Source organism: Citrobacter sp. Res13-Sevr-PEB04-36 (genome assembly GCF_015672735.1).
In the GTDB taxonomy this organism is placed as follows: domain Bacteria; phylum Pseudomonadota; class Gammaproteobacteria; order Enterobacterales; family Enterobacteriaceae; genus Citrobacter.
Window position 1 is genome coordinate 29954 of the sequence record NZ_JADABY010000076.1, and the last position, 13277, is coordinate 43230.

8 protein-coding genes are annotated in these 13277 nt (G+C 57.0%); 1 reads left to right on the forward strand and 7 read right to left on the reverse strand.

Features of this window, described 5'->3' with window-relative positions:
• Window positions 1-127 precede the first annotated feature (127 nt).
• Window positions 128-2434: a peptidoglycan glycosyltransferase PbpC gene (gene pbpC, locus IMQ48_RS21485; RefSeq protein WP_196210583.1), complete on the reverse strand. Its 2307-nt coding sequence runs from the start codon at window positions 2432-2434 to the stop codon at window positions 128-130.
• On the reverse strand, window positions 2435-7366 hold the full coding sequence (locus tag IMQ48_RS21490) for an alpha-2-macroglobulin (RefSeq protein ID WP_196210584.1): 4932 nt from the start codon (window positions 7364-7366) through the stop codon (window positions 2435-2437).
• A 207-nt stretch (window positions 7367-7573) separates the two neighbouring features.
• On the opposite strand from IMQ48_RS21490, the gene sseA reads away from it, so the two are divergent.
• Complete coding sequence (sseA, locus tag IMQ48_RS21495; RefSeq protein ID WP_196210585.1) at window positions 7574-8419, forward strand: 3-mercaptopyruvate sulfurtransferase; 846 nt, start codon at window positions 7574-7576, stop codon at window positions 8417-8419.
• A gap of 98 nt (window positions 8420-8517) precedes the next feature.
• On the opposite strand, the gene sseB is transcribed toward sseA, so the two are convergent.
• The 5 genes from sseB to hscA all read right to left on the reverse strand — a co-directional run bounded on the left by sseB (window position 8518) and on the right by hscA (window position 13265).
• Window positions 8518-9294: an enhanced serine sensitivity protein SseB gene (sseB, locus tag IMQ48_RS21500; protein WP_196210586.1), complete on the reverse strand. Its 777-nt coding sequence runs from the start codon at window positions 9292-9294 to the stop codon at window positions 8518-8520.
• A 109-nt stretch (window positions 9295-9403) separates the two neighbouring features.
• On the reverse strand, window positions 9404-10687 hold the full coding sequence (gene pepB, locus IMQ48_RS21505; RefSeq protein ID WP_196210587.1) for an aminopeptidase PepB: 1284 nt from the start codon (window positions 10685-10687) through the stop codon (window positions 9404-9406).
• 178 nt (window positions 10688-10865) lie between these two features.
• Window positions 10866-11066, reverse strand: a complete 201-nt coding sequence (gene iscX / locus IMQ48_RS21510; RefSeq protein WP_196210588.1) for a Fe-S cluster assembly protein IscX — start codon at window positions 11064-11066, stop codon at window positions 10866-10868.
• 11 nt (window positions 11067-11077) lie between these two features.
• The gene (gene fdx / locus IMQ48_RS21515) at window positions 11078-11413 is read right to left on the reverse strand and encodes an ISC system 2Fe-2S type ferredoxin (protein WP_003037690.1); all 336 of its coding nucleotides are present in this window, start codon (window positions 11411-11413) and stop codon (window positions 11078-11080) included.
• A gap of 1 nt (window position 11414) precedes the next feature.
• Entirely contained in the window at window positions 11415-13265 is a 1851-nt protein-coding gene (gene hscA / locus IMQ48_RS21520; protein WP_196210589.1) for a Fe-S protein assembly chaperone HscA, read from the reverse strand.
• Window positions 13266-13277 lie beyond the last annotated feature (12 nt).

Here is a 13277-nt window from a genome sequence, read left to right on the forward strand (position 1 = left end):
TTATTTTGGGGATATATCTCTACGACCTGGCGCGGATTATAAAGAGCATCCCGGCAATTGACTATTGATGAAGGTAACATTTCTTTAAAATAAGATGAGTTTCAGCAACAAATAACATCAAGCTGGTCTACTGCAAAGCAAATCTCACCGTGGCAACCTGCCCGCCATCACCCATAACCAACAGCTGGTATTCACCTATTACCGTTAAGCGTAGGGTCAGACTCCGCCCACGTTCCTCCAGCCGCTCACCGTTAAGAAACCACCAGCGTTCGCCCGTCCCACCGCTGGTTTGTACCGGTACTGAGACCGCCGGTGAACCGGGTAAGCGTTTCACAATCGCGCCATCGCGAACGCCTGTCAACTGCAGCGGTAAGAAAGCGTCCTGCCCCAACGGCGGGCAGGTTGAGGAAACTGGCGGTAGCCGCGCGGCTCGCCGCTCGGATTGCGATAGCCAGGGCTCCAGCGGCAACGGCCAAACGATTAACGTCTGTTCTCGCGCCTGGGGGCAGTCTGGCGCCACGCGTTTTCCTGCCTCATCTAACCAAACGGGAAAACGAATACCGTTAACCCCTTCCTGCTCAGGTAATAACAGTGTGGGCGGCTGGCTACCGTCCAGCAGCCAGGTGGCTAAGCGGCGGCGGCAGTTACCATCCCCGTTTGGCAAAAATTGCCCGCCCGGCCAACACACTACGCCCCGGCTGACCGACTCAGGGCGCGGGTCTTCAGGCTGATTTCCCCCCCGTGCCAACAGCAGGTTGTTAACCTGATTCAGCAAAGGCACAGCGCTGGCAAAACCAAACTGCCCCACCACTGGTGTGCCGTCGGGTCTGCCGGTCCAGATGCCAATCACGTAACGTGAGTTGATGCCAATCGCCCATGCATCACGATAACCATAACTGGTGCCCGTTTTCCATGCCAACGGCACCACGCGGCTTAGCGCATTATCCGGCAAAGGCTGCGCCTCGTCCGCCATAATTCGCCGAATAATCCACGCTGCGCCGGCAGACATCAGCGGGCGTTCCAGCAGTGGTTCTTCCGGCTGCAGGCGCAGCTTTCCTGCTTTTCCCTGACGGGCAAATGCGCTGTACGCCGCCGCCATATCTTCAAGCCTGGCTCCCGCGCCCCCGAGGATCAGCGACAAATTTGGCGCCGCCCCCGCCGGTAAATACAACGGTAACCCCACGTTACGCAGCCTGGCGGCAAAACGTTTCGGGCCATAGGCTTCCAGTACCTGGACTGCCGGGAGATTTAGCGAGCGCACCAGCGCCTCGCTCATGCTTACCGGACCATGAAAACCGCTGTCAAAATTCCCCGGACGATAGTCTCCGGTACGCCGCGGTACGTCCTGCAATAATGAGGCCGGGTGAACCAGTCCGTCCTCCAGCGCCAGCCCATAGACAAAGGGTTTCAGCACCGATCCCGGCGAGCGGATCGCGCTTACCATATCCACATGACCAAAGCGGGTGTCATCATTCATATCCACCGAGCCCACCCAGCCACGCACGCGCATATCGGTATGGTCGACGACAATCATCGCCAGCGAGCTGCGCGCCGGAAGCCGCCCCTTCCAGTTTTGCGCCAGCTCCTCCAGTTGACGTTGCAGCCCGGCGTCCAGCGTGGTGACAATTTTATTACTGCTGCTTTTGTTCAGCATCATGCGCGAAAATAACGGCGCCAATTGCGGCATCTGCCTCGGTGCCAGCCAGACCGGTTCTTCGCGTGATTCCTGCGCCTGTTTTGCCGACCAGACGCCCTGCGTCGCCATGCGATCGAGCACTTTATTGCGCGCGGCTTGCGCCCGCTCCGGCCAACGGTCCGGGCGCAAACGGCTCGGCGCCTGTGGCAGTACGGCCAGCAGCGCGGCATCGGAGTAACTGAGTTGTGCCGGTGATTTACCAAGATACGCCCAGCTTGCGGCACCGACGCCTTGCAGCGTCCCGCCAAACGGCGCGCGATTAAGATACAGCGTCAGAATGTCACGTTTGGAGAGATGCCACTCCAGCTGGAATGCGCGCCAGAGTTGGCGAAACTTACCGCCAAAGGTACGTGGATGCGGGTCAAGCAGTCTCGCCACCTGCATGGTGAGCGTACTGCCCCCGGAGACCACGCGCCCGGAGGTAAGATCCTGCCAGGCGGCGCGAAGCACGGAAAACGGATTGACGCCGGGATGTTTCCAGAACCAGCGATCTTCGTAGTTAATGAGCGCCTCAAGATAACGGGGCGAGACCTCTTCAAGAGTGACCGGATAACGCCAAATACCGTCCGCGTCGGCAAAGCGCCACAGCGGCGTCCCGTCCTGAGCCACCACCACTCGCGCAGGGTTAACCTCATGCAGCGGCAACGGCCAGATTTTATCCGCCGTCCACACTGCTGCCCCTGTTAGCAACGCAGCGACTACCAGCCAGCCGCTGCGTTTAACCCACCGATTCATCATCTACGGTCTGACAATCAGCAGGCCCTCAGCCGTGCCGGTGGCACGCCACTGCGGAACATACATCGATTCCACCTGGGGTACAGGTACCTGATACGTCCCCGGGGTGACCGCTCGTGCCAGATACACCAGCGTGACCGGTTGCCCTTCGTTGACCGCCACCGCCGCGACAAAACGATCGTCACGGAATTCAATGTGCTGGATATCCGCCTGCTGCATTTGATTAAGCAGATTCGCCACTTCACTGCCGCTATCCTGCAGGCTGGCGCTACCGTTGGCCAGATTCTGGTTTTCCAGTTCCAGACCGGCAGGCAGAAGATCGACCACCAGCGCATCCGGGACATTCTGGCTGGCTTTGACTGTCAACCAAACCAGCACCAGCTCACCACTGCGCAGAGACGAGAGCGATTTACTCTGCCCATCGGTGCCCAGAACCTGGCGTTCAATGTGCAGCACATTGCTGGCAGGCTGTGGCGGGGTCTGCGGGTAGCCGCTGACGTCCAGACGCAGCCACAACGGCAGGCTACCCGTGTTGGTTACCGCCAGTGTAGATAACTGTTCAACATCCAGATTTCGGGTTTGCGATTTATCACCCGCCAGCGGTTGTTCAGAGAACGAAGTCCGTGCCTGCCACGTGCCCGGCAAATCCTGCAGCGTGCGGGCAGCCAGGAACAGTGCATTGTTCTCCTGAGTGGAGAGCCAGCGCTGACCGAAAGCCTGCTCTGACAGCGTGTTCAGCAAGGTATTTTGCACGTCAGGTTTCAGTTTATTCTCTTCCAGCAAGGCCAGCATCAGCGCGTTGTCGCGTAGCTGACTGCCGTAATCCGCCATCCATTGTTGAGCATCGCGGCGCGGCGTATTGAGTGCCAGCATCAGCGCCTGTTCACTGCGATTCGCATCGCCCATGTTTTTCAGCGCAATGCCCAATTGCAGCAGCGGCAGACCAGAGGCGGCCTGAGCACGACGCTCCCAAATCTCACGCAGAGCACCCAACGGGGCTTTCTGCTGACGGGCCAGTACCAATGCGGCATAGGCCTGCACAGCAAACCGGCTGGCTGCGGTGTCGTCGGTGTAGCGAATCGACATCATGCCCGGATCCTGCAAATAACGCAGCAGCCGCGCATTGCCCCGGTTAATCACCTCACCTGGGACGCTGTAGCCCTGCTCATTTGCCCGGACGAGGAAGTCCATGACATAGGCACTCAGCCAGTACTCTTCCGGCCCGTTCTTATCCCACAACGCAAAACCCCCGTCGTCACGCTGCATTTGCAGTAACCGGGAAATACCAATTTCAACCGCAGCGCGGCGTTTTTCATCGCTGTCACCCGCAATGCCCAATGCCTTCAACTGCGCGGCATTGGTGTATAACGACGGGAACAATCCGCTGGCCGTCTGCTCCAGGCAGCCATAGGGATAGGCTTTCAATTCACGGATGTAGCGCGCCAGATTCAGCGGCGGCTTGCCGCTGAACAGCAACTGCCCCTGCACCGTCGTCGGAGAGAAATTGGTCAGTTCCCCGTCCGGTAACTGCCAGGTTTCACCGGATTGCAACGCCACGCCGCTATTGAGTGTTTGCGCCGGGAACGCCGGACGCACGCCAATCTTCCACTGTTTATGTTGAACGGGGAGCATTTCACCAGGCAGCGTCAGACCACTAATAACGGCCTGAATCTCACCATCGCCGAATCCCTCCAGCGCCCGCACAGGAATAAACAGCGTGGTACGCACACCTGGAGCCAGATTCACCGGGGCAGGATTTTGCCCCACCAGCTCCATTAAGCCACTGGCAGTAAGCTGAATATTCAGCGTCTGCGGCTGGTCTGTCAGGTTGGTCACATCCAGCGTCAGCCGGGAGGTGTCGCCTCCGGCCATAAAGCGCGGCGTATTAAGCTCAGCAATAACCGGCGCGGCAACAATCACTTTGCTTTCACTGCTGCCAAAATCATCTGCCGTCCAGGCCTGCGCCATCACCCGCAGCTCACCGTTGAAATCGCCAATTGGTAACGTCACCGAGCCTTCACCCTGCTCGTTGAGTGTGACCGGCAGCGCCTGTTGTGCCACGATATTGACGTGATTGACCGGCGGTTTGCCGCCGCGTTTTAGCTCATCGCCATCGCCACCGAAACGCAGCGCCGCCAGACGCCCTTGCCCTTCGATTACCTGGCCGTAAATGTCATAAATATCCGCGCCATAGCGTTTCTGGCCGAAAAATGCCTGCCACGGATCCGGGGTAGCGTAATCGGTGATATTCAACACCCCGCTGTCTACAGCGGAGACGAGGACGTTAACTTGTTTAGGCACGTCCCCATTTTTGACGCTGGCCTTCACTTTAACGGTCAGCGGTTGATTCGGGCGCATTTTGGCCGGATTTTCCAGCGTCAAATCCAGGCGACGATTTTCATCGCCCAGCGGCAAATGCAGTAATCCGACCGCGCGTTTTGGCGTAGCCGAGCGGGATTTGTCGCCAGGGCGGATCACCAGCGCGCTAAGATACAGGTCATGGCGGTTCCAGGTTTTGTCGACCGGAATAGAGAGATCCAGACCATTTGCAGGGACGTTAATCTCTTGCCACCACAGTGGGCCTTCGCTAGATTCCACCATCGCATAGCCTTTACCGGCGGCAGGCGCGGCAATGTGCAACTTCATGGTGTCGCCAGGACGATAATTGGGTTTATCCAGCTTCAGAGTGACACGATCCGGGCGCACCGCCCCGCTGCCGTCGCTGTTATCCTGCCAGCTGTATCCGGCCCAGAAACGTACGCTGCTCACCGTATCGTTTGGTGCTTTCACTTCCAGGCGGTAAGCGCCCCACTCCACCGGGAAACTGACCTTGCCGGTTTCATCGGCGGTAAGATCCAGCGATTGCTCGCCTTCGACCAGATCCTTTTGATCGAACTGCGACTGCCAGCCTTCACCTTCAGACCAGTTCCAGTAGTAATCACGACGTTCGCGGATCAACCGTACCTGCAAGCCGGAAACCGCTTTTTTCTCGCCTTTTGCATCGGCATAAACAATATCAAATGCGGCGTTGCTGTCTTCATCAACGATGGGTTGATTCACCGTGGTATCGGTGCGGTAATCATAAACGGCTTTCTCAGCAAACTGCGGGCGAATACCCGGCAGGGTATCCGCAGGCCAGATGGCCTGTTCTACCCGACGGGTCACCGGACGGCCACCCGATTCCAGCAGGCTGGCCTGCAAAATGACCTGTAACGGCGAGTGTGCTTCCTGCCACTGACTGCTGGTTGTGACTTCGCCACGACCGTGTTCATCCAGGGTCAGCTGAACTTCATCGAGACTGCGGGAAAGGTTCTCTTCGGCAATATTACCAAACTGGAATCCCGGCAATGCAGACACCGCTTCACGCTGTGGTCGCAGGAATAACTGACCTTGCAGGGCATTACCATTCGCAGGCGCGCCATAAAGGTAGTAACCCGCCACCGAAAACTTCACATCGTCAGCCGGTGCAATCGGCATTTTATTGGCGGTGAGGTTGAGCGCCATCCTCTCGGGCATAAAATCTTCGACGTGGAAATCCCACATCCGTGAGCGGTTATCGCCGGTGTTGGCGCGAATATGCCACATACCGGTTGGCGCACTGCTGTCCAACGGCCAGGTCAGACGGTACAGACCGTTTTCGGGTTGGCTGACCACCGTGCGTAATACCTGCCCGTCGGGCTTCACCACTTCCAGCTTCACCGGCTGATCGGGCAACGTTTTGCCGTCGCTGTCGCGTAGCAATCCGTTGAGGATCACCGTTTCCCCCGGACGATAGAGGTCGCGCGGGCCGAACATAAAGAACTGTTTGCTGTATCCCGGCGCACCCGCGATATCAAATTCAGCCAGATCCAGCGCCGGTAATTTCAGATCCAGCAGCGTGGTTTGCCCGTCTTTACGCGCCAGCAATAAGGCAGCATCTTTATCCGTCTCAAGCTTCACGTGGCCCTGTGCATCGCTGGTCGCCTGCGCCAGCGTCTGCCCTTTCTCATTGAGCAAGGTGACATCAATACCCTGCTGTGCAGCACCGTTTTCCAGGCTCTGAGTAAAGACATCCAGCTGATTGTGGTAACGGTGCGCGGAAACGCCAATATCGCTGAGCGTAAATAGCGTGGCGGCATTGCTGTAGTTGTATTTCCCGGCCTGATTCATCACCGCAATGTAAACCCCCGCCTGCTGCAATGGCTTGATGTCGCCCAGCGGCAGCAGAAGTTTCTCGCGGGTGTTACGCGCAGGATTAAGGTCAAAGCGTCCGGTATACACCAGTTCCGCCATCTTCAGCAGGTTGTCGGATTCCCAGTTAGACAGTGAATTGCGGTACTCCCACTGGCTGACAAACGCGCCGAGCGACTCCGGCTTCACACGAAAAAAGTTCACATCCACGCTGTTGACGTTCAGCGCCATCACCGGTAGTCCTTCAATCACTTTGCCTGGTAACAGCGAACCACGACTGGCAAATCCGACGCTCGGCTGAACATCGCGAGTGGTGATGTTTTTTTCATATTCAGTGCCAAACGTCGCCTTATTCAGCGCCAGCAAATCGCGCTCAATGGTTACCACCAGCTCACGGTTGGGTTCCAGATGACGTAAACGTAGCTCTTTCAGGTTGGGCGCCAATTCCCAGGCTCCGTCCACTTTGCCGCTTTTTTTATCGACAACGTGCAATACGCGAGAAAAATCTTGCTCAGGATTGAGGGGGATAGAGAACGTCAGCACCAGCGTTGCAGCACCGTCTAACTGGACTTCTGAGGCATCCAGTAGCGTCAACGGTTTACCCTGACTTTGCTGTTCCAGCTTGTCTAATTGCGCCGGATTTTTTGCCGGCGTAGTCTGGGGGGCAGGCGCATTATTTTTCGCGTCCGTCGACGGCTTATCATTATTATCGCACCCCGCCAGCGCAAGCATCAGCATACAGGCCGCTACGCGTAAATGTTTCATTTTTCATCCCTGGCCTGAGCGGCCTGTTAGCTACGTAGAACCCCTATTATGCGTCAGATTTCAGGATCTGGAAGTCTGTAACCAATCTACGTTATCTGAATTTTCGTGAAGAATGTCGATCCACCCTGACAAATCAGCCTCTTTTACTTGTCCCTTGACGGTAAACAGCCGACAATTTGCCGAAACCTGGTAAAAATGGAGATGCCTATGACCACCGCCTTCTTTGTCGCTGCCGACTGGCTTGTCGAACACATTGACGATCCGGAAATACAGATTCTTGATGCCCGGATGGCGCCTCCAGGACAGGAGGAGCGCGATGTTGGCGAGGAATATCGCGCTGGACATATCCCTGGCGCAGTCTTTTTTGATATCGAAGCGCTCTCCGACCATACATCAGCGTTACCGCATATGATGCCGCGCCCGGAGGCGTTCGCTGTAGCCATGCGCGAACTGGGCGTACATCAGGATAAACATCTGGTCATTTACGATGATGGCAACCTGTTCTCTGCCCCGCGCGCCTGGTGGATGCTGCGCACGTTCGGTGTGGAAAATGTCTCCATTTTGGCGGGCGGTTTCGCAAGCTGGCAGCGTGATGCATTCCCGCTGCAGGCAGGGAACGTTGATTTGTCAGAAGGCGAGTTTGACGTGGCGTTTACGCCGGAAGCCGTGGTGCGGGTGACCGATGTCCTGCTGGCCAGCCATGAAAAAACCGCACAGATTGTTGATGCACGCCCGGCAGCGCGTTTCAACGCGGAAGTCGACGAGCCACGTCCTGGCCTGAGGCGCGGCCATGTTCCCGGCGCGCTAAACGTACCGTGGACTGAACTGGTTCGCGACGGCGAGTTAAAAACCACCGAGGAACTGGACACCATCTTCTTTAGCCACGGCGTGAGCTTTGACAGACCGATTATCGCCAGCTGCGGCTCCGGCGTAACCGCCGCCGTGGTGGTGCTGGCGCTTGCCGCTCTGGGTGTCCCTAACGTGGCCCTGTATGACGGGGCGTGGAGCGAATGGGGCGCGCGTAACGATTTACCGGTAGAACCGATATTATAAAGCTGGAAATGCCGGATGGCGCGTCACTCATCCGGCCTACAAAATAGCGTAAATCGTAGGCTGGATAAGACGTATGCGTGGCCATTCGGCAAGGTCTTTTAGATAATCCGGTTCTGTTTAAAATCGCGCAGGAAACCGCCCCAGCGGCGTTCGTAGAACGGCGCGATGTGTTCGGTAATAAAGTGGCTGACCCCTTTCTCACCTTTCACCACCTGGCAGATATCAATCGGCTCATCACCCGGTAACGTATCGGTCGCTACGCTGCCCGTGGCATGAATAATCTCGTCAATATCGCCCTCGGCCTCAATGCCAATCAGCAGATTAGGCTGGGCATCCGGGCTGTCTTTAATTGAGCAAATAAACGCCCGTTTCACTGGCTTAATGGTTTTAAACAGCGTCGTGAGCGAGTCGATCATCTGCGCCGGAGGTTCCGCGACCTCGGAGAGGATCAGCGACTCGCCGCCTTCCAGCACTTCCTGGGTACTCAGCGGATTGCCTTCTTCACCGAGCAGCAGGCTGATTTCACGCGGCATAAATTCTTTGCCGGTCGGCAGTTTGGCGTTGAGAAACAGCGTCGCGCCCAGCGTCATTTCAAACAGCGTACGTACCGGCATCACAACAAACGCCTGTTCGTCTTCAACGGCTTGCTGCAGGGCTTCAAGGGAGGTGAAAAACGGGATCACGGTGGTGCCGTCTTCTTTTTCCCAGTGCTGCAGATCCAGTGCGCTGTCTTCAACTACCGCCTCGCCTTCTGCGGCCGTACCCGGAACCCAGACGGTGGATTCCAGCAACGTACGGAAAAAGGCCGGACGATGCGCAGGCTCCGTCGCTGCTTTTTCCAGCAACGTTTCTAATTCATTTTTTATTTCGGACATAAGATCACAAATTTTGTACATATGGGTTGTAGGCCTGATAAGACGCACCGCGTCGCATCAGGCAAAATGCCGGGTGGCGCTTCGCTTACCCGGCCTACAAAAACACCGTTCAGGCAGTCAGCAGATTCGCGATGGTGCGCACACCCAGACCGGTCGCGCCCGCGGACCACTGCTCAACCGGTGCCTTGCGATAGGTTGCAGAGCAGTCGATATGCAGCCAGCCTTGCTGATAGTTTTCCACGAAATGCGACAGGAAGCCCGCCGCGGTGCTTGCGCCCGCAGGATAGGCCGCGCTGCCGGTGTTGTTCAGCTCGGCAAAGTTGGACGGCAGCTGGTTACGGTGGAATTCCGCCAGCGGCAGGCGCCAGAACGGTTCGTTCTCCTGCGCCGCGCTTGCCATCAGACGGGCCGCCAGCTGGTCATCAAAGCTAAACAGCGCATGGTAATCGTTACCCAGTGCCGTTTTCGCCGCACCGGTCAACGTCGCGGCATCGATAATCAACTCAGGCTTCTGTGCGCTGGCATCAATCAGACCATCTGCCAGTACCAAACGGCCTTCGGCGTCGGTGTTCATCACTTCAACATTTTTGCCATTACGATAGCGAATGATATCGCCGAGCTTGAAGGCGTTGCCGCTGATCAGGTTATCCGCACAGCACAGATACAGCTTCACGCGTTTGTTCAGACCGCGAGTGATGGCGAATGCCAGTGCCCCCGTTACCGTTGCCGCGCCGCCCATATCGGACTTCATCGAGTCCATAAATGCGCTTTGCTTGATACTGTAACCGCCGGAGTCAAAGGTGATCCCTTTGCCGACCAGGCAGGCGTAAACCGGCGCTTCTTTATCGCCGGTCGGGTTAAAGTCCAGCGCCAGCAGCACCGGTGGCCGTTCAGACCCACGGCCTACCGTGTGCAGACCCATGTAATTCTGCTCGCGCAGATCTTCACCTTTGGTGATGCGATAAGAGACGTTATCGCACGCCACGCTGCACAGCAGATCAACCGCGCGCTGCGCCAGTTGTTCCGGGCCGAGTTCTTCCGCCGGGGCATTGATCGTGTCACGCACCCAGTCAATAATTTTCAGGCGGCTATCCAGTTCCTTCTGCTGCACGTCGTCCAGCGGGGCCCACTCAACTTTACGGCTGCCTTTAGGTCCTTTGTAACCCTGCCAGAATGCCCAGCTATGCTCGGTATCCCAGCCTTCGCCTTCCAGCTGAATATGTTTGATACCCAGACCGTCGATTTTCCGCGCGGCGCGCTGGATAAGGCTCAGATCGTCTTTCCCATTAAGATGTAGGGTAATGCCGTCGCTATTAACGCTGTAGGTCGCTTTTTCACCCCAGCGCGCGTCAGCTGGCTGCGTGGAAAGCGTAATTTTCATGGCTTCTGTCATTTTATTTATCCTTATTAGCAAACGGGCCGCCCTATGGCAGCCCGTTAGATCTTTTTGCTAAATGATTCGCGTTGCAGGAAGGCGGCAAGTGAGCGAATCCCCGGGAGCATAGATAACTATGTGACTGGGGTGAGCAAGCGTAGCCAACGCATCTGCGGCGCGAATCATGACGCAAAAATTATTCTGCTTCATCTAACCAGACTAGCAGAATCGCCTCCAGAATTTTTTCATTGGATGCGCCAGGGTCGTCATCAAATTCCTCAAGGTCGCAGATCCACTGATGGAGATCGGTGAAACGTACGGTCTTGGGATCGAGATCGGGGAACACGTCGTACAATGCCTCGCCAATTTCGCGGCTATCGGTCCACTTCAGTCCCATACTACCCTCTGTTAATGCTCACGCGCATGATTGATTGTGTAACGTGGGATTTCGACCACTAAATCGTCTTCGGTGACGCGTGCCTGACAGCTTAAACGGCTCTCAGGTTCCAGTCCCCAGGCTTTGTCCAGCATGTCATCTTCTTCTTCCGTGCTTTCCGGCAGGGAGTCGAAGCCTTCACGCACGATGCAGTGACAGGTGGTGCAGGCACAGGATTTTTCACAGGCGTGTTCAATCTCGATACCGTTACGCAGGGCAACGTCGAGAATGGTCTCACCGGTCTCAGCTTCCAGAACTGCGCCATCGGGACAGAGATCCTGATGAGGCAAAATAACAATCTTTGGCATATTAAACCTCGTCCACGGAATGGCCTTTCAGCGCGCTACGGACCGACTTGTCCATGCGGCGAGCGGCGAATTCCTGGGTTTGTTTGTCTACGTTTTTAATGGCTTGTTCGATAGCGTCAACATCGTCACCCTGTGCAACCTCGCTCAAATGCGCGGCGGCGGCGTCGATGGCCTGACGTTCTGCGGCGCTTAACAGCGCGGCATCAGCATTCAACGCACCGGATAAACTCTCCAGTACGCGTGCAGCTTCGACTTTCTGCTCTGCCAGCATGCGGGCTTTTACATCCTGCTCGGCAAAGCTCATCGAATCCTGAATCATGGAAGCGATTTCGTTGTCCGTCAGACCGTAAGACGGTTTGACCTGGATGGAGGATTCCACGCCGGTGGATTTCTCCATGGCGGTGACGCTCAGCAGCCCATCGGCATCAACCTGGAAGGTCACGCGAATATGCGCCCCACCTGCCGGCAGCGCCGGAATGCCGCGCAGTGCAAAACGCGCCAGAGAACGGCAATCCTGCACCAGTTCACGCTCGCCCTGCATGACGTGAATCGACATCGCCGTTTGGCCATCTTTGAAGGTGGTGAAGTCCTGCGCACGGGCCACCGGAATGGTGGTGTTACGTGGGATCACTTTTTCCACCAGACCACCCATGGTTTCCAGCCCCAGGGACAGCGGGATAACGTCCAGCAGCAGCATTTCACTGTCGGGTTTATTCCCAACCAGAATATCCGCCTGGATTGCCGCGCCAATGGCGACCACTTTATCCGGGTCAATGGAGGTCAGCGGCGTGCGGCCAAAAAATTCACCGACGCGTTCACGCACCAGCGGTACGCGCGTTGAACCACCGACCATCACCACTTCCAGAACATCCTGCGCCTCAACGCCGGCATCTTTCAGTGCGCGGCGGCAGGCCAGCAGCGTGCGCTTAACCAGAGCGGAAATCAGTTCGTTAAAAGTTTCGCGGGTAACGTCACCCTGCCATCCTGCCACGTTAACCGTGACGGACTCGGCATCGCTAAGCGCAATTTTAGCGGCAATCGCAGCATCGAGCAGCTCGCGCTGTACGCGGTTATCGCTGCGATCGGCCACGCCCGCCTGCTCACGAATATAATCAGCCAGCAGATGGTCGAAATCATCACCACCGAGCGCGGAATCCCCGCCCGTCGCCAGCACTTCAAACACGCCACGGCTCAGGCGCAGAATAGAAATATCAAACGTGCCGCCGCCGAGGTCATAGACCGCAATCACGCCTTCCTGACCCGAATCCAGACCATAGGCGATAGCGGCAGCGGTCGGTTCGTTCAGCAGACGCAGCACATGCAGGCCCGCCAGACGCGCGGCGTCTTTGGTACCCTGACGCTGTGCATCGTCAAAATAGGCCGGAACGGTAATCACCACGCCGTCCAGTTCACCGGACAGCGCTTCGGTTGCGCGTGCGGCTAGCGCTTTCAGAATATCGGCGGAAACCCGTACCGGATTGAGCAAACCCGCAGCGGTTTCGATCATCGGCAGACCGTTTTCGCTTGCCTGGAACGTATACGGCAGATGCGGATAACGCGTCTGAATATCCGCCAGCGAGCGGCCCATCATACGTTTTACCGAACTGACGGTGTTTGCTGTGTCCAGCGCCGCGTTGGCACGGGCATCGTAGCCAACAGCGTAGCCCTGCTGCTGATAGTGAACCACTGACGGCAGCAGGTGACGTCCTTCGTGGTCAGCCAGCGTTTCGGCCTGGCCGCTGCGTACAGTCGCGACCAGAGAGTTGGTGGTGCCTAAGTCAATGCCTACAGCCAGACGACGCTGGTGCGGTGCGGCACTCAGACCAGGCTCACTAATTTGTAATAAGGCCATTTTCGCTTCCGA

Coding starts and splice junctions, on each gene's coding strand:
- pepB (WP_196210587.1), bottom strand. CDS start 10,687: ATGACAGAAGCCATGAAAATTACGCTTTCCACGCAGCCAGCTGACGCG.
- sseB (WP_196210586.1), bottom strand. CDS start 9,294: ATGTCCGAAATAAAAAATGAATTAGAAACGTTGCTGGAAAAAGCAGCG.
- pbpC (WP_196210583.1), bottom strand. CDS start 2,434: ATGATGAATCGGTGGGTTAAACGCAGCGGCTGGCTGGTAGTCGCTGCG.
- hscA (WP_196210589.1), bottom strand. CDS start 13,265: ATGGCCTTATTACAAATTAGTGAGCCTGGTCTGAGTGCCGCACCGCAC.
- fdx (WP_003037690.1), bottom strand. CDS start 11,413: ATGCCAAAGATTGTTATTTTGCCTCATCAGGATCTCTGTCCCGATGGC.
- IMQ48_RS21490 (WP_196210584.1), bottom strand. CDS start 7,366: ATGAAACATTTACGCGTAGCGGCCTGTATGCTGATGCTTGCGCTGGCG.
- sseA (WP_196210585.1), top strand. CDS start 7,574: ATGACCACCGCCTTCTTTGTCGCTGCCGACTGGCTTGTCGAACACATT.
- iscX (WP_196210588.1), bottom strand. CDS start 11,066: ATGGGACTGAAGTGGACCGATAGCCGCGAAATTGGCGAGGCATTGTAC.